Source organism: Lentzea chajnantorensis, from assembly GCF_054300775.1.
The window spans coordinates 1390070-1408760 of record NZ_JBSDZT010000002.1 but is presented as its reverse complement, the minus strand read 5'-3'; the positions used below and the strand labels follow the sequence as shown (position 1 = coordinate 1408760).

Genomic DNA, 18691 nt, shown 5'->3' with positions numbered 1-18691 from the left:
TGAGCGGCGGACCTAGCGTGCCCCCATGGGGTACCGCTGGGTCGTGCTGTTCGTGGGGGCGTTGGCGCAGGGCACCAACGCGGCGGTCTTCCTCGGCCTCTCGGCCCTCAGCCCCCAGCTGCGCGACCACTTCGGCCTGACGTTGCCCCAGGTGGGGTTGCTGCTCGGCGCGGTCAACCTCGGCACGATGATCGCGCTGGTGCCGTGGGGCCTCTTCGCGGACAAGCGCGGCGAACGGCTCGCGATGACCATCGGGGGCGCCGGCGCCGCGGCCTGCCTGCTCGGCGTGGCGGTCGGCGATGCGTGGCTCGCGGGCGCGGCCCTGCTCGGCGCCGGGCTGTTCGGTGCCAGCGTGAACGCCGCCAGCGGCCGGGCGGTGATGTCCTGGTTCCCCAGCGGCCAGCGCGGGCTGGCGATGGGGGTGCGGCAGACGGCGACCCCGCTGGGCGCCGCGCTGACCGCCGCGTTCCTGCCCGGCATCGCGCTCGCCTCCGGCGTGCCGGTGGCGTTCGTCGTCCTGGCGTCGGTGACGGCGTTCGTGGCGCTCGCGGTGGCGTTGCTGGTCCGCGAACCACCGGGTGCCACCCGCGGCGGTGGCGCGCACGGGCTCGTGCTCCGGGACCCGCGGCTGATCCGGCTCACCGTGGCCAGCGGGCTCCTCGTCGTCCCCCAGTTCACCGCGGCGACGCTGCTGGTGCCGCTGCTGCACGAGCACCGCGGGCTGGCCGTCACGACCGCCGCCATGGTGTTCGGCGTGGCGCAGGCGCTGGGCGGGGCCGGTCGGCTGGCGGCCGGGGTCTGGTCGGACCGGGTGGGCAGCCGCGTCGGGCCGCTGCGGGTGCTCGCCGTGGCGATGGCGGTGGGGTTCGTGCTGACCGCCGTGCTGGACCGGGCGCCGGTGCCGGTGCTCGTGGCGGTGCTGGTGCCGACCGCCGTGGTGGCGCTGGCGTGGAACGGGCTCGCCGTCACCGAGGCGGGCGAGCTCGCGCCGGAGGGCCGCAGCGCGACCGCGATCAGCATGCAGAACAGCGCGAACTACCTCAGCGCGACGGTCACGCCCGCCGTCTCGGCCTGGGTCGCGGTGCACGTGGGGTGGCCCGCGGCGATGCTGCTCGCGGCCGCGGCGTCGACCGCCGGGTGGGCGCTGCTTCAGCCGTGGCGTTCGCGGCGGGCCAGCTCGCCCCAGAACTCGCGCAGCGTCTCGTAGCGCAGCGCGACCTCCTCGGCGTCCCCGGTCTCCAGCGCGTCGACGACGGCGTTCACGTCGGCCGCGGAGGAGTCCTCCATCAGGTCCACGTCGTTCAGCAGCTGGACCAGGCCGCCGTAGTCGAGCTCGACCGCCGAGTGCGGGTGGAAGTGCTCCAGCCAGCGGCCGGTGTCGGCGAGGACCTTGGCCGGTCCGTCGTCGCCCAGCGCGCTCTTCACGACCTTCAACGCCCGCGCGACCCGCCGGCGGGCGTCGGCCATGGCAACCCGCCAGGACACCTGCCGCTCCGGGTCGTCCTGGGCGCTCGCGAGCACCACCCGGCGCTGGGCCGGGTCGACGAGGGCGAACCACGGCAGCGGCACCGTCCACGTCGTGGAGATCACGTGCACGGCCCCGGCGGACAGCTCGGCCAGCACGGCGGACGCACGCGACCGGACCGTCTCCGGTGCCGCGCCGAGCGCCGCGTCCTGCAGAACGGGCGGAGAAGAGGCCAGGAAGCCCACCAGGGCCGCCGCGGACCGGGCCCTGAGGTCCAGCGGGCAGACGAGGGGTCCCGGCCCGACACGCGCGGCGTCGGACGTCGGCACCTCGGCCGGGCTGATGGTCATCACGTCGAGGTCCGAACCGCCCGGGAGCAACTTCTTCGCCAACTGTGAGCGCAACCACAGCTCTCGCTCTCGGTCACCGACCTCCGCGCGGGCGACAGGGCCCCTGTCCAGGGCTTTTCGCACTTCATCGGCCAGCGGCGCGTCCAGAACCGATAACGGTTCGTACACCCTGAGGTAGGCGACGAACGGTCTGGGCACCTGTGCATCCTTCCACGCGGGGGCGGCTGGGAGATTTGGCGGTGCGTGTCACGCCTACCGCGTCGCGAGGAACCCCATCGGCACGGTACGGTAGTTACCAGGAACTAGTTGTCGAGACGAGTGGGGCCGCCGTTCCCCCGGCCGCCCCCGTCCCTGTGCGAGGGGGTCGAGCCATGGGGCGCGGCCGAGCGAAGGCCAAGCAGACGAAGGTCGCCAGGGAGCTCAAATACAGCTCTCATGAGACCGACTTCGCTGCGCTGCAGCGAGAGCTGTCTGGTGGCGAAACGTCGCCGAACGGGAGTGGTGGCGATGAGCGCCATGACGACCCGTACGACGACTACGACGACTACCGTCGCTGAATCAAGCCTGACGCGGTTCAAGGGTTGGGTGGCTGATCGAGGCCACCCAACCCTTGACCTCGTCAGGCCTGCTCAGAACGCCCTGGCGTACTGCCTCGGTGCTCGAACCTCCACACCCAGCTGCTGTGCCGCGTGCAGTGGCCAGTACGGGTCGCGGAGCAGCTCGCGTGCGAGCAGCACCAGGTCGGCGGCACCGTCGTTCAACACCTGTTCGGCCTGCTTCGCCTCGGTGATCAGGCCGACCGCACCCGTGGGCACGTCCGCCTTGCGCCGCACAGCCTCAGCCAGCGGCACCTGGTAGCCGGGCCCGACCGGGATCTCCGCCTGCGCCGTGTTGCCACCACTGGACACGTCGACCAGGTCGGCACCCGCGGCCTTGAGCGCCGTCGCCAGCACCACGCTGTCGTCGGCGGTCCAGCCGTCGTCGACCCAGTCGGTACCGCTGATCCGCACGATCACCGGCACCTCCGGGCCGACGGCTGCCCGCACGGCGGCGGTGACCTCGACCGGCACGGCGATGCGTTCTTCCAGGCTGCCCTCGTTCGTCAGCGGCGAGTAGTACTGGTGCAGCAGGTAGCCGTGGGCGGCGTGGATCTCGAGCACCTCGAACCCGGCCGCGAGCGCCCGGATCGCCCCCTCGACGAACGCCTTGACGACCCCGGTGTGGTTCGTGATCTTCTCCGGCTGGTTGCCACCGGGGAACGGCTCGGTCGTGGGCGCCACCGGCACCCAGTCGCCGATCGCCTTGCGCCCGGCGTGCCCGAGCTGGATGCCGGGGACGCTGCCCTGCGCCTTGATGAAGCTCGTGACCCTGCGCCAGGCCGCGACCTGCTCGTCGTTCCAGATGCCGGTGTCCTGCGGTGAGATCCGGCCCTCCGGCACCACGGCCGTGGCCTCGGCGATCACCAGGCCGGCCCCGCCGACGGCGCGCGAGCCGAGGTGGACGAGGTGCCAGTCGGTCGGGACGCCGTCCTCCTGGTCCACCGAGTACTGGCACATCGGGCTGACCGCGATGCGGTTGGGCAGCGTGACGCCCCGCAGGGTAAGCGGGGAGAACAGCAAGCTCACGGGGGCTCCCTTGAACGTTCGTAGACCTAACTAAATGTTCAAGGGAGCCGCTCGGCGTGTTGTTCCCGGCAGCGGCGTCGTCTCAGTCACTGGGCGTGACGCTGAGACACCGAACCGGTCATCAGGTCAGATAGCGGACCTGCCTGGCCTTGCCCTCCAGCACGTCCTCCCGCGCCGCCGCGATCTCCGCCCGGTGCGAGGTCTCCGGCACCCCGACCTCCCACCACGCCCCGGCCTCCGTCCACGACGACGGGTGCGTGCGGATCACCACGACCGCGGGCCGCTGCTCACCGACCGCCACCTCGCGCGCCTTGCGGTAGGCGCCGTCCAGCTCGTCCAGCGAGTCGACCGGGAACACCGCGCAGCCCATGGCCGCCGCGTGTGCCGCGAAGTCGGTGCGGGGCGGTGCGGCGTGGGTGGACCGGCAGTCGGCGTAGAGGTTGTTGAAGCCGGTGCCGCCCTGGCCGGTCTGCAGGCGGTGGATCACGGCGTAGCCGTCGTTGTCGCAGACCACGGCCACGAAGCCGTGGCCGGCGAAGGACGCGGAGAACAGCTCCGAGTTCAGCATCAGGTACGAGCCGTCGCCCAGCAGGGTCGTGACGACACCGGAGGTGTGGGCGATCGCGGCTCCCCAGGCGCCGGCCAGCTCGTAGCCCATGCAGGAGAAGCCGTACTCGACGTCCATGGTGGCCGCGCCGGTGGCGCGCCAGCCGCCGATCAGCTCGCCGGGCAGGCCACCGGACGCGGTCAGCACGTAGTCGGTCGGGCCGCTGGCCTCGTTCACCACGCCGACGACCTGGGCGTACGTGGGCAGGCCTGCCGACGGGGTGCGCAGCGCGGTGATGTGGGCGTCCCACTTCGCACGCTCCGAAGCCGCGCGCTGGGCCCACGACGACGGGGCCTGCCAGGGACCGAGGACATCGGTCAGCTCGCGCAGGCCCTCGTCGGCGTCGGCGACCAGGGCGGACGAGCCGTGCTTCACGGCGTCGAAGCGGGCCGTGTTGAGCGACACCAGCTTCACGTCCGGGGAGAACACGGTCCAGGACGCGGTCGTGAAGTCCTGCAGCCGGGTGCCCACCGCGAGCACCAGGTCGGCCTCGCCGGCCAGGACGTTCGCCGAGGTCGAGCCGGTGATGCCCAGGGGACCGGCGTGCAGGGGGTGGTCGTGCGGGACCAGCGTGCGGCCCGCTGTGGTCTCGGTGACCGGGATGCCGTGCTGTTCGGCGAACCGCAGGGCGCGGCCGGCGGCACCGGAGTAGCGGACGCCGCCGCCCAGCACGAGCAGCGGGCGGGCCGACGAGCGGACCAGGTGAGCGGCGTCGGCCAGCGCGTGCAGGTCGGGGCGGGAGCGCACCAGGCGGTGGACGACCGGCTTGAACAGCGACTCCGGGAAGTCGAAGGACTCGGCCTGCACGTCCTGCGGCAGCGCCAGGGTCACCGGGCCGCAGTCCGCCGGGTCGGTCAGCACGCGGGCCACCTGCGGCAACGTCGACAGCAGCTGCTCGGGCCTGGTGATGCGGTCGAAGTAGCGGGAGACGGCGCGGAACGCGTCGTTCACGGTGGCCGTGGGGTCGTGGAAGTGCTCGACCTGCTGCAGCACCGGGTCCGGCGCGCGGCCGGTGAAGGTGTCGCCGGGCAGCAACAGCAGCGGCAGGCGGTTGGCGTGGGCGACACCGGCCGCGGTGACCATGTTCAACGCGCCGGGGCCGATCGACGAGGTGGCGACGCCGACCTGACGGCGGTGGGTGGCCTTGCCGATGCCGACGGCGGCCAGCGCCATGCCCTGCTCGGTGTGGCCGCGCCACACCGGCATCCGGTCGCGGACCTCCTCCAGCGCGGTGCCGACGCCGAGGACGTTGCCGTGACCGAAGATCGCGAACACGCCGGAGAACAGCGGTGCGCGCGTGCCGTCGAAGAGCTCGGTCTGCTGGGCGAGCATCCAGCGGACGAGCGCCTGTGCGGTCGTGAGCTTCACTTGGTCCGCCCCTCTGCGGTCGTGACCGGGCAGCGCGGGTCGAGCTCCTGCGCCGCCCAGCTGTCGCGGACCCAGGTGTGCGCCGGGTCGTCGCAGAACGCCATCGAACGCTCGGCACCCGGCCCCGCCAGCACGTTCAGGTAGTACATCGGGTAACCGGGCGCGGCCACGCACGGGCCGTGGTAGCCGCGCGGGATCAGGAACACGTCGCCGTCGCGCACGGTCACGTCCTCGTCGATCGTGCCGTCGTCGGTGTACGTGCGGTGGAAGCCGAAACCGGTGCGCGACGGCGTGACGCCGTCCCGGTCGGCGATGCGGAAGTAGTAGACCTCCTCGTTCTCCACCTCGCACGGCGCGGAGGCGTCGTGCTTGTGCGGCGGGTACGAGGACCAGTTGCCGTCCGGGGTGATCAGCTCGCACGCGTTCAGCCTGTCCGCGTGGTCCCACACGCCCGGCACGCCGAAGTTCGTGACCTGGCGGGTCGCGTTGCCGGAGCCGCGCACCTCGACCGGAACTCCTTCCGCCGGGCCGTACTTCGGCGTCAGCCGGTTGTCGCAGCGCGCCATCGGCAGCGCGACCTCGCATCCGTCCACACTGGACAAGACCACCGTCGCGTCCCGTGGCACGTAGGCGAAGTCCGTGACGCGGGTGAAGACCGACTCGCGGCCCCGCAGCTCGAACCGCTCGCCGTCCACCTCGACCACGAGCGATCCGGCGAGCGGCAGCACGAACGCCTCGAACTCACCGGTCACGACGGTACGGGCGTGGCCGGCCTCGATCCGCAGCACCCGCAGACCGGTGTACGTCCAGCCCGCGTCCGCGGGCGCGAGCGAGACGACGTCGGACGGCGTCGAGAGCGTCCCGTGTGGACGGTGCAGGGTCATTCGGTGATCCCCTTCGCGGCGCGGAGGACTTCGGCGGCAGCGGCGACGGCGGCGGCCACGTCACCGTCCGGCGGGTAGAGCAGCGCGCGGCCGACGACCAGGCCCCGCACGGCGTCGTGGCGCAGCGAACGGCCCCACGACGCGAGGTCGTCCTCGGGGTTCGCGGACGGCACGCCGCCGAGCACCAGCGCGGGCAGCGCCGTCGTGTCCAGCACGACCTCGGGTTCGCCCGGCGCGGGCAGCTTGAGCCAGGTGTAGGCGGACGTCGAGCCCAGCCCCGCTGCCACGGCCGAAGCGCGCGACAGGGCGGCGGCGTCCTTCTGCAGCACCAGCTTGTCGTTGTGGTCGCGCTGGTACGGCAACGGTTCCACCATCGCCATCAGGCCGTGCTCGGCCAGTTCGGTGACGGCCCGCGCGCAGCCCTCCAGCGTCGGGATCGTGCCGGGGTCCGAGTCGACCAGGCGCAGCAGCATCTTGCCGCCGTCCAGGCCGAACGTCGCGATGGACGCCGCCGAGTACGCGGTGAACCGGTCGTCGATCTCCCAGTCGGCACCGGCAAGGCCACCGCGGTTCATCGACCCGATGACCACGCGTTCGTGCAGGCCGTCCAACAGCAGCAGGTCCTCGATCACGTCCGGCGTGCCGAGCACGCCGTCGACGTCGGGGTTGGCCAGCGCCGTCAGCAGGCGCGCCAGCAACGAGCGCCGGTCCGCCATCGCCAGCGGGTCGCCGCCGACGCCGAGTGCACCGCGCGCCGGGTGGTCCGCCGCGACCAGGAACAGCGTGGACTTGCCGTTCAGCAACGTCTGCCTGCGCCTGCGCGACTGGTAGGCCCGCCGGATCGAACCGGGGTCCTCCGCGCGCCGCCACAGCAGTTCGCGCCACTGCCCATCAGTGATCACAGCAGTTCCTCGATCTCCTTCTCGTCCGGCATCGCGTCGGCGCAGGCCAGCCGGGACGCGACCAACGCGCCGGCCGCGTTGGCGTAGCGGGCGATCCGCACCGGGTCCCAGCCGGACAGCAGGCCGTGCGCCAGCGACCCGCCGAACGCGTCACCGGCGCCGAGCCCGCAGACGACCTCGACGGGGTTCGGCGCGACCGTCCAGCGGCCCTCCGGCGTGGCGACGAGCACGCCGTCGGCACCCTTCTTGACCAGCACCAACGACAACCCGCGGGCCAGCAGCCGGTCAGCGGCCCCGTCCGGATCGGACGTGCCGACGGCGACCTCGACCTCGGTCCGGTTGCCCACGGCGACCGTGACGTGGTCGAGCATCCAGCCGATCTCGGTGCGCGCGGTCTCGACGTCCGGCCAGAACATCGGCCGGTGGTCCAGGTCGAGCACGGTGTGCGTGCGCCGGCCGCGGTGCTCCAGCATCTTCCGCTGGGTCGCGCGGGCCGGTTCCGCGGAGACGCCGGTGCCGGTCACCCACAGCAGCGGCACGTCCCGCACGACGTCCCACGGCACGTCGGCGTCGGTCAGCGTCAGGTCCGGCGCGGTCGGCAGCCGGTAGAACAGCAGCGGCGGGTCGGCGGGCGGGTTCAGCTCGCAGAACACCACCGGCGTCAGCAGGTCCGGCGACGTGCCGACGTGTGCTGGCGACACCCCGAACCCCTCCAGTGCTCGCCGCACGTAGGTCCCGAAGCCGTCCGGGCCGACCTTGGTCAGCACACCGGCCCGGCGGCCGAGCCGTGCGGCGGCGACCGCGACGTTGGTCGCCGTGCCGCCGAGCGACTTGGCGAACGTGCTGACGTCGGCCAGCGGCACGCCCGACTGCTCGGGGTACAGGTCGACCCCGACCCGGCCGACGGTCAGCACCTCCAGCGACGTCACGCCTCCACACCCCGCAGCTCGTGCTCCAGGGCCTCCAGCTCGGCACCACCGGCCATCTGCTTCGTGCAGCTCGTTGATGTCGATCTCGGACTTCTCGTACGAGCCGAGCGCACGGCCGCGCTTGAGCAGCAGGAACCGGTTGCCGACCGGGTAGGCGTGGTGCGGGTTGTGGGTGATCAGCACGACGCCGAGGCCGCGGTCACGGGCCTGGGCCACGTACTTCAGCACCACCCCGGCCTGCTTCACGCCGAGCGCCGCGGTCGGTTCGTCGAGGATCAGCACCTTGGCGCCGAAGTGCACGGCGCGGGCGATGGCGACGCACTGCCGTTCACCGCCGGACAGCGTGCCGACGGGCTGCTCGACGTCGCGGAGGTCGATGCCCATGTCGGACAACGCCTTCCTGGTGATCTCCCTGCCCTTCTTCCGGTCCAGGAACCCGAGCTTCGTCGTCGGTTCCGAGCCGAGGAAGAAGTTGCGCCACACCGACATCAGCGGCACGACGGCGAGGTCCTGGTACACGGTCGCGATGCCGTGGTCCAGCGCCTCGCGGGGCGAGGAGAAGCGGATCTCCTGCCCCTCGACCTTGAACGAGCCCCGGTCGTGCTGGTGCACACCGGCCAGGATCTTGATCAGCGTCGACTTGCCGGCGCCGTTGTCGCCGAGCACGCAGGTGACCTCACCGGCGTTGACCACGGTGGACACGTCGCTGAGCGCGATGACGCTGCCGTAGGTCTTGCCGATGTCCTCGGTCTCGATGAGTGGCGTCATCGCCGGACCCTCTCCGCTCGGCGGCGCAGCATATTGTTCACCAGCACGGCGGCCAGCAGCATCACGCCGAGGAACAGCTGGAACCAGTCGCTGTTCCAGCCGGCGTAGACGATGCCCTGCCGGGCCATGCCGAAGATCAGCGCGCCGATCGCCGCGCCCACCGCGGAACCGAACCCGCCGGTCAGCAGGCAGCCGCCGATCACCGCCGCGATGATGTACTGGAACTCCAGGCCGATGCCCTGGTTGGCCTGCACGCTCGCGTACCGCAGGATGTTGATCGAGCCGACGAGCCACGCGGCGAACGCGGTCGTCATGAACAGCAGGATCTTCGACCGCACGACCGGCACGCCGACCGCGCGCGAGCTCTGCGCGGCACCGCCGACCGCGAAGATCCAGTTGCCGAACCGGGTGCGCATCAGCACAGTCGACGCGACGACGGTGAACAGCACCCACCAGATGATCGACACGTAGAAGCCGGTGCCCGCGACCTGGAACGTCGAGGCGAACAGGAACCCGGCCGACTCGTACCCGGCCGCCGAGCGCATGCCCGACACCTGCACGCTGCCCGTGACCAGGCGCGTGACGCCGAGGTTGAGGCCCTGCAACGCGAGGAAGCTGCCCAGCGTCACGATGAAGCTCGGCAGGCCCGTGCGCATCACGAGCCAGCCGTTCAGCGCGCCCACCGCCAGCGCGAAGGCGAGCGACACCAGCAGCGCCAGCCAGACGTTCAGTCCGAGCTGGGTGGCGAGGAGAGCCGTGACCAGCGCGGTGGACGCGGTCATGACGCCGGCGGACAGGTCGAACTCGCCGCCGATCATCAGCAACGCCACCGCGACCGCCATGATCCCGAGCATGGACGCGTCGTCCAGCCAGGTGGCGGCACCGCCGACGCTCAGGAACTGCTCGGTGACCACGGAGAAGAACACGAACACGAGCAGTGCGCCGAGCATGGCGCCGATCTCCGGCCGCTTGACCAGCTGGTCCATCGGCTTCGGCTTGCCCAGCCGTTCGTCGGCAGCCGGTGGAGCTGTGGCTGTCACGGTCATCTCCCCGCCTCCTCCCTACCTCTTGCCGTTCTTGGCGTACTCCGCGACCTTGTCCACGTTGGACTTGTCGACGAAGCCGGGGCCGGTGAGCACGGGCTTGCCGCCACCGAGGGTGTTGGCGTTGTCCTTGAACAGCTTCAGCATCACGACCGGCAGGTAGCCCTGCTGGTACTGCTGCTGGTCGACGGCGAAGAGCACCTCGCCCGCCTTGATCGCGGTGACCACGTCCGCGTTGAGGTCGAAGGTGGCGACCTGCGCCTTCGAGCTCGTGCCCTTGATGGCGGACGCGGCGTTCACGGCGACCTGCGGGTTGAGCGCGAGCACGCCGTCGACGGTGGTGTCGGACTGCAGCTTGGCCTTGATGCGGGCCTCGACGTCGGTCGGGTTGGAAATGTCGACCTGGAGGTTTTCCACCGCGCCGCCGAAGCCGGTGCGGGCACCGTCGCAGCGCTGGTTGAGGCCCGAGTTGCCGGCCTCGTGGATCACGCAGAGCAGCTTCGTCCGGCCGGCGGCCTTGAGCTTCTTGCCGGCTTCCTCACCCGCGATCGTCTCCTCCTGGCCGACGTGCGCCATGGCACCGAACTCCGCGCTCTTCGCGCTGCCGGAGTTGATCGTGATGACCGGGATGCCGGCCTTCACCGCGTTCTCGACGGAGGTCTTGAGCGCGTCCGGGTTCGCCATCGACACGACGATGCCGCCGACCTTCTGCGACACGGCGTTGTCGATCAGCTTGGCCTGCGCGCCGGGGTCGCCGTCGGAGTTGTAGGTGACGCCGACGCCGAGCTGCTTGCCCGCGTCCTCCGCGCCGACCTTCACGACGCTCCAGAACGCGTCACCCGCGGTGCCGTGCGTGATGACGGAGACCTTGAGGTCGCCCGACGCGGCGGCCGGGGCGTTGTCGCCCGTGTTCTGCGACTGCGTTCCCGTCGGGCCGCTGCACGCGGCCAGTAGAGCAACACCGGCGAGAGCGGCGCCCGCACGGATGACCAGACGAGACTTCATCGTCTCCCGTCCCTTCAGAGGATCTTGCTGAGGTGCGCGAGGCTGCGCGCGGTGTCCTGGAGCGGCTTGTCCACGGGACCTCCGTGCTCGAGCCGGGTGTCCTGCTCAAGCACGAACCAACCGGTGTAGCCCGCCTCTTGCACGGACTTCACCAGTGCTTCCACGTCCACGTCGCCGTCCCCGAGCGGCACGTAGACGCCCTGTTCCACGGCATCGGTGTAACTGAGCGCGCCGCTGCGCACCTTCGCCGCGATCTCGTCACGCACGTCCTTGAGGTGCACGTGACCGATCCGGTCCGGGTAGCGGCGCGCCAGCTCGACCGGGTCCGTGCCGCCGATGAGGAGGTGGCCGGTGTCCAGGCAGAGCTGGAGATCGGAGTCCGCGAGGAACCGGTCGACCTCCACCTCCCGCTCGACGTGGGTGCCCACGTGCGGGTGCAGCACGGTCCGCAGTCCGTGCCCGGCGGCGATCTCGCGGATCTTCGCGCAGGTGCCGACGAGGGTGTCCCACTCGTCGTCGCTGAGCTCCGGCGTCTCGTCGTAGCCGTCGAGCCCGGTCGCGGCGGCGAGCACGAGCACCTCGGCGCCGCCGGCCGCCAGGATCGCGGCGACCCGGTCGGTCTCGTCCAGGGTGGACTGGGCGCCGGTGTGCAGCGGGACGGCCAGGAAGCCGCCGACGAGGCCGAGCTCGTGGCTCTTGAGCAGGGTCTTGAGCTGCTCGGGGTCGGCCGGGAGGTAGTCGGGCGGGCCGAGCTCGGTCGCGGTGAGGCCGAGCGAGCGCATCTCGCTCAGCACGGTCCCGGACGGGAGCACGTCACCCCAGCCCGGCACCTCGCACACGCCCCAGGAGATCGGTGCTCCGGCGATCTTCGCCATGTCCTCAGTTCCCCTCGATCCGCACCGGTGCGCCGCTGCGGCGCGACTGCTCACACGCTTCGGCCAGGCGAAGGCTGATCAAACTCTGCCCCGCCGGCGACGGGTTCGCGACCTCGCCCTTGATGACCTGCGTGAACAGCTTCATCTCGTTGACATAAGCACGGTGGAAGCGCTCGGGGAAGCCGGGGTAGGCGTCCGGTCCGGCCACGTGGCCGCCGGGCTCCAGCGAGTTCAGCGGGGTGCGCGGGTCGACACCCGCGACCAGCGAGTCCTTGCTGCCCAGCACCTCGATGCGGTGGTCGTAGCCGACCGGGTCGTGCCGCCCGCCGGCCAGCGTGGCGTGCGCACCACCGGCGAACTTCAGCAGCACGACCGCGTTGTCGACGTCGTCGGCGTCGGCGAACGCCTGGTGCACCAGGACAGACCCGCTCGCGTAGACCTCGACGACCGGCTCGCCGACCAGCCACGGCACGCAGTCCAGGTCGTGGATCAGCAGGTCGCGGAAGATGCCGCCGCTCGCGGGCAGGTAGGAGAAGTCCGGCGGGGTGGCGTCGTTGCCGACCGCCCTGACCAGGTAGACGTCACCCACCTCGCCGGCGCGGATGCGGCGGTGCAGCTCGTAGATCGCCGGGTCGAACCGGCGCTGGAAGCCCACGAGGACTTCCACACCGGACTTCTCGACGTCAGCGACCAGTGCGCGCATCTCGGCGACGTCGCTCGCGATCGGCTTCTCGCACAACGTGGGAACGCCCTTGGCGATGGCCGCGCGGAGCATCTCGGGGTGCGTGTTCGTCGGGGTGGCGAGCAGGACGCCGTCGACGCTGCCCAGGAGCGTGTCGAGGTCGTCCACCGCCGTGGTCCCGGCGAGGCCCGCCGACGCCTGCGCTGCCCTGCCGGGCACCGGGTCGAAGAGGAGCACCTCGTCCACCCGATCCAGTGCGGCGAGGTTGGTCGCATGCATGGTGCCGATCCTGCCGACACCCGCTACTCCGATCCGCATCGCAGGTTTCCCCTGTTCATCGACCTGATGTGTTAGAGCGCTCTATTGGTTGGAGCGCTCTAATGCTGTAGGTTGCGTCACACGGGTGTCAAGGGTGCGTTTCCCGCCCGTGACGTGAGGGGAGGTGTTGCCGGTGGTCAGGCCGACGATGGAAGACGTCGCACTGCGCGCGGGCGTGTCCCGCGCCCTCGTGTCACTGGTGATGCGCAATTCACCCAAGGTGAGCGAGGCGCGACGCACCGCGGTGCTGAAGGCAGCGGAGGAGCTGGGGTACTCCCCGCACGCCATGGCGCGCTCGCTGGCCTCGCGCACCTCGACGGTGCTCGGCGTGATGGTGTCCGACCTGCACAACGCGTTCTTCGCCGAGGTCGTGGACGGCATCGACGAGGTCGCGCGCGAGCAGGGGTTCGACATCATCATCAACACCGGCGGCCGCTCACCCACCCGCGAGCGCAGGGCGCTGGAGTCACTGCTGTCGTTCCGCCCCGGTGGCCTGGTCCTGCTGTCGCCGGTCGTGCCCGCGACGGCGATCTCCAAGGCGGCCGAACAACTCCCGGTCGTGCTCGTGGCCCGTTCATCCCGCGCGTCCACTGTGGACACGGTGAACGACGACGGCGAGGTGGGCGCCCGGCTGGCCGTCGACCACCTGGTGTCGTTGGGGCACAGGCGGATCGCGCACCTGGACGGTGGCGAGGGCACCCAGGCGGGGCCCCGCCGGCGCGGGTACGTCGCCGCGATGGAGGCGCACGGGCTGGTGCCGCAGGTCGTGCCGTCCGAGTACACCGACGCGGCCGGCGCGCGGGCGATCCGTGGGCTGCTCGAAGAGGATGCCCTGCCCACGGCAGTCTTGTCGTGCAACGACTTCAACGCCGTCGGCGCGATCTCGGCCCTCGAAGACGCCGGGTTGCGCGTACCTGCCGACGTTTCCGTTGTGGGATACGACAACACGTCGCTGGCGGCGTTGCGGCACGTCTCGCTGACCACGATCGACCAGCCCCGCGCCGAGTTCGGCCGGTTGGCTGCTTCCGCGCTGCTGCAACGGGTTCGCGAAGGACGCACCGAACCCGTGCGCCACCTGCTGACCCCCTGTCTCGTAGTCCGGAACACGACAGCACCACCAGCGACTTCGCGTCTTCCAGGCGAAGTCGCCGGAGCGGCGCAGCCGCGACCAAACAAACACGGAGGACCGCGTTGAGCACCATCCCCCACTGGATCGACGGCGCCCGCACCACCGGGGTGTCGTCCCGGACCTCCGACGTCTTCAACCCGGCCACCGGTGCGGTGTCGGCGCAGGTCGTGCTGGCCGAGCAGGCCGATGTCGACCTGGCGGTGTCGTCGTCGCTGAAGGCGGCGCAGTCGTGGTCGGAGTCGTCGCTGTCGACCCGCAGCAGGATTCTGTTCGCCTACCGGCACCTGCTGCACGAGGCGCGCGACGAGCTCGCGGCGATCATCACGGCCGAGCACGGCAAGGTGCTGTCGGACGCGGCCGGTGAGGTGCAGCGCGGGCTCGAGGTCGTCGAGTTCGCGTGCGGCATCCCGCAGCTGCTCAAGGGCGAGCACTCCGAGCAGGTCTCGCGCGGTGTGGACGCGTACTCGCTGCGGCAGCCGCTGGGCGTGGTCGCGGGCATCACGCCGTTCAACTTCCCGGTGATGGTGCCGATGTGGATGTTCCCCATCGCCATCGCGACCGGCAACACCTTCGTGCTGAAGCCGTCCGAGCGCGACCCGTCGGCGTCGGTGCGCCTGGCCGAGCTGTTCCAGGAGGCCGGCCTGCCCGACGGGGTGCTGAACGTGCTGCAGGGCGACGCCTTCGCGGTCAACGCCCTGCTCGACCACCCGGACGTCGCGGCGGCCTCGTTCGTCGGCTCGACCCCGATCGCCCGGCACGTGTACGCGCGCGGCACGGCGGCCGGCAAGCGGGTGCAGGCGCTGGGCGGCGCGAAGAACCACATGGTCGTGCTGCCGGACGCGGACCTCGACGTGGCCGCCGACGCCGCCGTGTCCGCGGGCTACGGCTCTGCGGGCGAACGCTGCATGGCGATCTCGGTGGTCGTGGCGGTGGGCCCGGCAGGTGACGAGCTCGTGGCCAAGATCGCCTCGCGCACCCGCGACCTGCACCCGTCCGTGCTGCCGGGCACCGACCCGTCCGCGCAGATGGGCCCGCTGGTGACCGGCGCGCACCGGGACCGCGTCCGGTCCTACGTGGACGCGGGCGAGGCCGCGGGCGCGTCCCTGGTGGTGGACGGCCGCGGGCACGCACCCGAGGGCCACGAGGACGGCTTCTGGCTCGCGCCGACGCTGTTCGACCACGTCACCCCGGGCATGAGCGTTTACACCGACGAGATCTTCGGGCCGGTGCTCGTCGTCGTGCGCGCCGAGACGTTCGAGGACGCGCTCGCGCTGGTCAACGCCAACCCGTACGGCAACGGCACCGCCATCTACACCGGTGACGGGCTGGCGGCGCGCGAGTACCAGCGGCGGGTGCAGGTCGGCATGGTCGGGATCAACGTCCCCATCCCCGTGCCGATGGCCTACTACTCGTTCGGCGGCTGGAAGGACTCGCTGTTCGGCGACACGCACGTGCACGGCGCCGAGGGCGTGCGGTTCTACACGCGGGCGAAGGCGATCACGGCCCGATGGCCGCAGCAGCACGGCGTGAACCTGGGCTTCCCCACGCACGGCTGACCCCGCCTTCACGGCACGCGGGGACCTTTCGTACCCCAGGAGGGTACGAAAGGTCCCCGCGTGCCCTGCTCAGGCGTCGATTTTCTCGTGCTGGGGAGAGGGAGCAGCAGGAGGGGTTGAGGTGGGGAGGAGGCGGCGGAGCAGCGGGAAGAACACGATCAGCAGGATCACGACGTAGACGACGATCGCCATCGGCGTGTTGACCAGGCCGGTGAGCGAGCCGTCGGAGAGCTGCAGTGCGCGGCGCATCTGCTGTTCGGCCGCCGGGCCGAGGATGACGCCGATGATCGCCGGCAGGACGGGCAGGCCGTAGCGGCGCATCGCGAAGCCCAGCAGGCCGATCACGAACATCAGCAGCAGGTCGAAGATGTCCGCGTTGACCGCGTAGGCGCCGACCGAGGCGAAGAACAGGATGCCCGCGTACAGGTACGGCCGCGGGATGCGCAGCAGCTTCGCCCACACCGGTGCCAGCGGCAGGTTCAGCACCAGCAGCAGGGTCAGGCCGATGAACAGCGATGCGATCAGCGCCCAGACCAGGCCGGACTCGCGTTGGAACAGCAGCGGGCCCGGCTGGATGCCGTACTGCTGGAACGCGGCGAGCATGACGGCCGCGACCGCCGTGGTGGGCAGGCCCAGGGTCAGCATCGTGACGAGGGTGCCGGCGGCGGAGGCGGAGGCCGTGGACTCCGGGCCCGCGACGCCCTCGATGGCGCCCTTGCCGAACTCGTCCTTGTGCTTGGAGAGGCGCTTCTCCGTCACGTACGACAGGAACGTGGGGATCTCCGCGCCGCCGGCCGGGATCGCGCCGAACGGGAAGCCGATCACCGGGCCGCGCAGCCACGGCTTCCAGGTGCGCTTCAGGTCGGCGCGGGACAGCCACGGGCGGCCGACCGGGATCGGTTCGAACGGCTTGCGGCGCAGGTGGGCGGCCACCCAGAGGGCCTCGCCGACCGCGAACAGGGCGACCGCGACCACGATGATGTCGATGCCGTCCGCGAGGTGCAGCGAGCCGAACGTCAGGCGCTGCTGGCCGGTCATCTCGTCCAGGCCGACCAGCCCGAGGGTGAGGCCGATCAGCAACGACGCCACGCCGCGGATGCGCGAGGCGCCCAGCACCGAGGTCACCGCGATGAACGCCAGCACCATGATCGCGAACAGGTCCGGTGCACCGATGTCGACGGCGTGCTTCGCGACGAACGGGGCCAGCAGCACGATCAGCAGCGTGCCGACGATGCCGCCGGTGAAGTGGCCGATCGCGGCCGCGGCAAGCGCTTGCGCACCCCTGCCCTTGCGGGCCATCGGGTTGCCTTCGAACGCGGCGACGACCGCGGCGCTCTCACCCGGTGTGTTCAGCAGGATCGACGTCGTCGAGCCGCCGAACATGCCGCCGTAGTAGATGCCCGCGAACATGATGAACGCGCCGGTCGGCTCCATGCCGTAGGTGACCGGCAGCAGCAGTGCCACCGCCATGGCCGGGCCGATGCCCGGCAGGACGCCGATCGCGGTGCCCAGGAGCACGCCGATCGCCGCGAACAGCAGGTGTGTCGGCGTCAGCGCGGTCGCGAAGCCGTCGAGCAGTTGTTCCACCTAGAACACCTCCATCAACGGGCCACCGGGCAGGGGGACGCCGAGCAGGTTGTTGAACACCAGGAAGGTCGCGACCGACATGCCGGCCGCGATCAGCGGGTCGCGGGCCAGGTTGCGGCTGCCGAGCGCGTAGGCCGCGCCCCAGAACAGGACCGCGCCGGAGATCGGGAAGCCGACCACGCCGATGAGCGCGGCGTTCGCGAGGAAGGCACCGCACAGCAACAACACCGTGCGCCAGTCGGCGGGTGCGGTCAGGTCGACGTCCTCGCCGCCCTCGGCCTCACCGCGGCCGCCGCGCAGCACGTCGCGGGCCAGCAGCACCGCCACGACCAGCAGCAGCGAGCCGACCAGGACCGGCACCGCCTTCGGGCCGACCGGGCCGCGCTGGGCGAAGTCGGTCGGGATCTGCACGGCGTCGGTCAGCACCAGCGCGCCGAGCACGACCAGCAGGGCGCAGATGCCCAGCTCGGACCGTTCGCGGAGCCAGCTTCCCGGCCGTGCCCGAGGCCGCTCCTCCGTCTTCGTCGTCATGCGAGCCCCAAGTCCTTGAGCACCGTTGCCACCCGCTTGTTCTCGTTGTCGAGGAAGGTCCCGAACTCGTCGCCCGGTGCGAACGCGTCGGTCCACCCGTTGCGCTGCAGGGCTTCCGACCACTGCGGCGTCTTCTGCATCCGCTCGAACAGGTCGACGAGCTTGTCGCGGTCGGCCTGCGCGATGCCCGGCGGTGCGACGACGCCCCGCCAGTTGGTGAACTCGACGTCCACCCCCGCCTGCCGCAACGTCGGCGCGTCGATGCCCTGGATGCGGTCCTTGCTGGTCACCGCGAGCACCCGCAGCGTGCCGGCCTGGATCTGGTCGCGGTACTCGCCGACGCCGGAGACGCCGAACGCGACCTTGCCGCCGAGGACGCTCGCGAGCAGCTCGCCGCCGCCGTCGAACGGGATGTAGTTGACGGTCCTGGGCGGCAGCCCGACGGCCTTCGCGATCAACATCGGTGCCAGGTGGTCGGGACCGCCCGGCGCCGATCCGCCGCCGACGGTGACCGTGCCGGGGTTGGCCTTCCACGCGTCCACGAGCTGCTGCATCGACGTGTACGGCGAGTCCTTCGCCACCACGACGATGTCCGGTTCCTCGATCAGCTTCGCGATCGGGGTGGTGTCCAGCAGCGAGTTGGGCGACTTGTTCGTGTAGACCGCGCCCACCACGCCCAGGCCCATCGACATGATCAGCTTGCCGTTGCCGCGCTCGCCGACCGTGCGGCCGAGCCCGACCGTGCCGCCGGCGCCGGGGAGGTTGAACACCTCGGCGTTGCGCAGCAGGTCGGCGTCCTCCATGGCCTTGGCCGCGGTGCGCGCCGTGATGTCGTAGCCGCCGCCCGGTGCGTTCGGCACGAGCACGCGCAGCGCCCGCACCTGGTTCGTGTCGCCGCTGTCCGCACCCGGCGTCAGCAACGGCGGCACCAGCAGGACGGCGAGCAACGCCGTCGCCACCGCCACCCACACCTTCACCGACACTGTGATCCCCGCCTCTCGTCCGCGTGGTTGGACATGTTGCTCTGGTGTAAACCTGGATGTCGCTCTTGCGCTTCTAAGGTTTCT

The 18691-nt window shown here is 71.3% G+C and carries 17 protein-coding genes and 1 pseudogene; 4 read left to right on the top strand and 14 right to left on the bottom strand.

What is annotated here, in order from left to right:
- Nucleotides 1–25 precede the first annotated feature (25 nt).
- Complete coding sequence (locus ACVDFE_RS07575; RefSeq protein WP_458430015.1) at nucleotides 26–1207, top strand: MFS transporter; 1182 nt, start codon at nucleotides 26–28, stop codon at nucleotides 1205–1207.
- Here the strand turns inward: ACVDFE_RS07575 and ACVDFE_RS07570 are convergent.
- On the bottom strand, nucleotides 1150–2013 hold the full coding sequence (locus ACVDFE_RS07570; RefSeq protein WP_360396746.1) for a hypothetical protein: 864 nt from the start codon (nucleotides 2011–2013) through the stop codon (nucleotides 1150–1152). The genes ACVDFE_RS07575 and ACVDFE_RS07570 overlap by 58 nt on opposite strands.
- Before the next feature lie 173 nt (nucleotides 2014–2186).
- On the opposite strand from ACVDFE_RS07570, the gene ACVDFE_RS07565 reads away from it, so the two are divergent.
- Nucleotides 2187–2372, top strand: coding sequence for a DUF3073 domain-containing protein (locus ACVDFE_RS07565; RefSeq protein WP_360396744.1), 186 nt, complete (start codon nucleotides 2187–2189; stop codon nucleotides 2370–2372).
- A 72-nt stretch (nucleotides 2373–2444) separates the two neighbouring features.
- Here the strand turns inward: ACVDFE_RS07565 and ACVDFE_RS07560 are convergent, their stop codons facing one another.
- The 10 genes and pseudogenes from ACVDFE_RS07560 to ACVDFE_RS07515 form a co-directional block, all read right to left on the bottom strand.
- Nucleotides 2445–3440, bottom strand: coding sequence for an NADH:flavin oxidoreductase/NADH oxidase (locus tag ACVDFE_RS07560; RefSeq protein WP_458430014.1), 996 nt, complete (start codon nucleotides 3438–3440; stop codon nucleotides 2445–2447).
- 121 nt (nucleotides 3441–3561) lie between these two features.
- Nucleotides 3562–5415, bottom strand: coding sequence for a 3D-(3,5/4)-trihydroxycyclohexane-1,2-dione acylhydrolase (decyclizing) (gene iolD / locus ACVDFE_RS07555; RefSeq protein WP_458430013.1), 1854 nt, complete (start codon nucleotides 5413–5415; stop codon nucleotides 3562–3564).
- On the bottom strand, nucleotides 5412–6299 hold the full coding sequence (gene iolB / locus ACVDFE_RS07550; RefSeq protein ID WP_458430012.1) for a 5-deoxy-glucuronate isomerase: 888 nt from the start codon (nucleotides 6297–6299) through the stop codon (nucleotides 5412–5414). The genes iolD and iolB overlap by 4 nt, the downstream gene beginning before the upstream one ends.
- Nucleotides 6296–7201 (bottom strand): Cgl0159 family (beta/alpha)8-fold protein, encoded by a 906-nt coding sequence (locus tag ACVDFE_RS07545; protein WP_360396736.1) that lies wholly within the window; start codon nucleotides 7199–7201, stop codon nucleotides 6296–6298. Before ACVDFE_RS07545 ends, iolB begins: the two co-directional genes overlap by 4 nt.
- Nucleotides 7198–8130, bottom strand: a complete 933-nt coding sequence (gene iolC / locus ACVDFE_RS07540; protein ID WP_360396734.1) for a 5-dehydro-2-deoxygluconokinase — start codon at nucleotides 8128–8130, stop codon at nucleotides 7198–7200. The genes ACVDFE_RS07545 and iolC overlap by 4 nt, the downstream gene beginning before the upstream one ends.
- Nucleotides 8127–8898 (bottom strand): annotated as a pseudogene (locus tag ACVDFE_RS07535) (ATP-binding cassette domain-containing protein). Before ACVDFE_RS07535 ends, iolC begins: the two are co-directional and overlap by 4 nt.
- Nucleotides 8895–9884 carry an ABC transporter permease gene (locus ACVDFE_RS07530; protein ID WP_458434291.1) on the bottom strand — a complete coding sequence of 330 codons (990 nt, stop codon included), beginning with the start codon at nucleotides 9882–9884 and terminating at the stop codon, nucleotides 8895–8897. Before ACVDFE_RS07530 ends, ACVDFE_RS07535 begins: the two are co-directional and overlap by 4 nt.
- Nucleotides 9885–9959: 75 nt before the next feature.
- Nucleotides 9960–10946, bottom strand: coding sequence for a sugar ABC transporter substrate-binding protein (locus ACVDFE_RS07525; protein WP_458430011.1), 987 nt, complete (start codon nucleotides 10944–10946; stop codon nucleotides 9960–9962).
- 14 nt (nucleotides 10947–10960) lie between these two features.
- Nucleotides 10961–11821, bottom strand: coding sequence for a TIM barrel protein (locus ACVDFE_RS07520; RefSeq protein WP_458430009.1), 861 nt, complete (start codon nucleotides 11819–11821; stop codon nucleotides 10961–10963).
- 4 nt (nucleotides 11822–11825) lie between these two features.
- Nucleotides 11826–12821 carry a Gfo/Idh/MocA family protein gene (locus tag ACVDFE_RS07515; RefSeq protein WP_360396725.1) on the bottom strand — a complete coding sequence of 332 codons (996 nt, stop codon included), beginning with the start codon at nucleotides 12819–12821 and terminating at the stop codon, nucleotides 11826–11828.
- A gap of 133 nt (nucleotides 12822–12954) precedes the next feature.
- On the opposite strand from ACVDFE_RS07515, the gene ACVDFE_RS07510 reads away from it, so the two are divergent.
- Nucleotides 12955–14016 carry a LacI family DNA-binding transcriptional regulator gene (locus tag ACVDFE_RS07510; protein ID WP_458430008.1) on the top strand — a complete coding sequence of 354 codons (1062 nt, stop codon included), beginning with the start codon at nucleotides 12955–12957 and terminating at the stop codon, nucleotides 14014–14016.
- On the top strand, nucleotides 14013–15506 hold the full coding sequence (locus ACVDFE_RS07505) for a CoA-acylating methylmalonate-semialdehyde dehydrogenase (protein WP_458430007.1): 1494 nt from the start codon (nucleotides 14013–14015) through the stop codon (nucleotides 15504–15506). Before ACVDFE_RS07510 ends, ACVDFE_RS07505 begins: the two co-directional genes overlap by 4 nt.
- Nucleotides 15507–15575: 69 nt before the next feature.
- Here ACVDFE_RS07505 and ACVDFE_RS07500 read toward each other — a convergent pair whose 3' ends face one another.
- Genes ACVDFE_RS07500 through ACVDFE_RS07490 form a run of 3 tightly spaced genes read right to left on the bottom strand, consistent with a single transcriptional unit; the run spans nucleotide 15576 to nucleotide 18589 of the window.
- Nucleotides 15576–17093 carry a tripartite tricarboxylate transporter permease gene (locus ACVDFE_RS07500; RefSeq protein ID WP_458430006.1) on the bottom strand — a complete coding sequence of 506 codons (1518 nt, stop codon included), beginning with the start codon at nucleotides 17091–17093 and terminating at the stop codon, nucleotides 15576–15578.
- Nucleotides 17094–17624 carry a tripartite tricarboxylate transporter TctB family protein gene (locus ACVDFE_RS07495; RefSeq protein ID WP_458430005.1) on the bottom strand — a complete coding sequence of 177 codons (531 nt, stop codon included), beginning with the start codon at nucleotides 17622–17624 and terminating at the stop codon, nucleotides 17094–17096.
- Complete coding sequence (locus ACVDFE_RS07490; RefSeq protein ID WP_458434290.1) at nucleotides 17621–18589, bottom strand: Bug family tripartite tricarboxylate transporter substrate binding protein; 969 nt, start codon at nucleotides 18587–18589, stop codon at nucleotides 17621–17623. The genes ACVDFE_RS07495 and ACVDFE_RS07490 overlap by 4 nt, the downstream gene beginning before the upstream one ends.
- Nucleotides 18590–18691 lie beyond the last annotated feature (102 nt).

Excerpts from the sequence above, each read along its gene's own strand:
- ACVDFE_RS07495 (WP_458430005.1), bottom strand. The coding sequence starts at position 17,624 with ATGACGACGAAGACGGAGGAGCGGCCTCGGGCACGGCCGGGAAGCTGG.
- ACVDFE_RS07530 (WP_458434291.1), bottom strand. The coding sequence starts at position 9,884 with ATGGACCAGCTGGTCAAGCGGCCGGAGATCGGCGCCATGCTCGGCGCA.
- iolB (WP_458430012.1), bottom strand. The coding sequence starts at position 6,299 with ATGACCCTGCACCGTCCACACGGGACGCTCTCGACGCCGTCCGACGTC.
- ACVDFE_RS07565 (WP_360396744.1), top strand. The coding sequence starts at position 2,187 with ATGGGGCGCGGCCGAGCGAAGGCCAAGCAGACGAAGGTCGCCAGGGAG.
- ACVDFE_RS07525 (WP_458430011.1), bottom strand. The coding sequence starts at position 10,946 with ATGAAGTCTCGTCTGGTCATCCGTGCGGGCGCCGCTCTCGCCGGTGTT.
- ACVDFE_RS07515 (WP_360396725.1), bottom strand. The coding sequence starts at position 12,821 with ATGCGGATCGGAGTAGCGGGTGTCGGCAGGATCGGCACCATGCATGCG.
- ACVDFE_RS07575 (WP_458430015.1), top strand. The coding sequence starts at position 26 with ATGGGGTACCGCTGGGTCGTGCTGTTCGTGGGGGCGTTGGCGCAGGGC.
- ACVDFE_RS07520 (WP_458430009.1), bottom strand. The coding sequence starts at position 11,821 with ATGGCGAAGATCGCCGGAGCACCGATCTCCTGGGGCGTGTGCGAGGTG.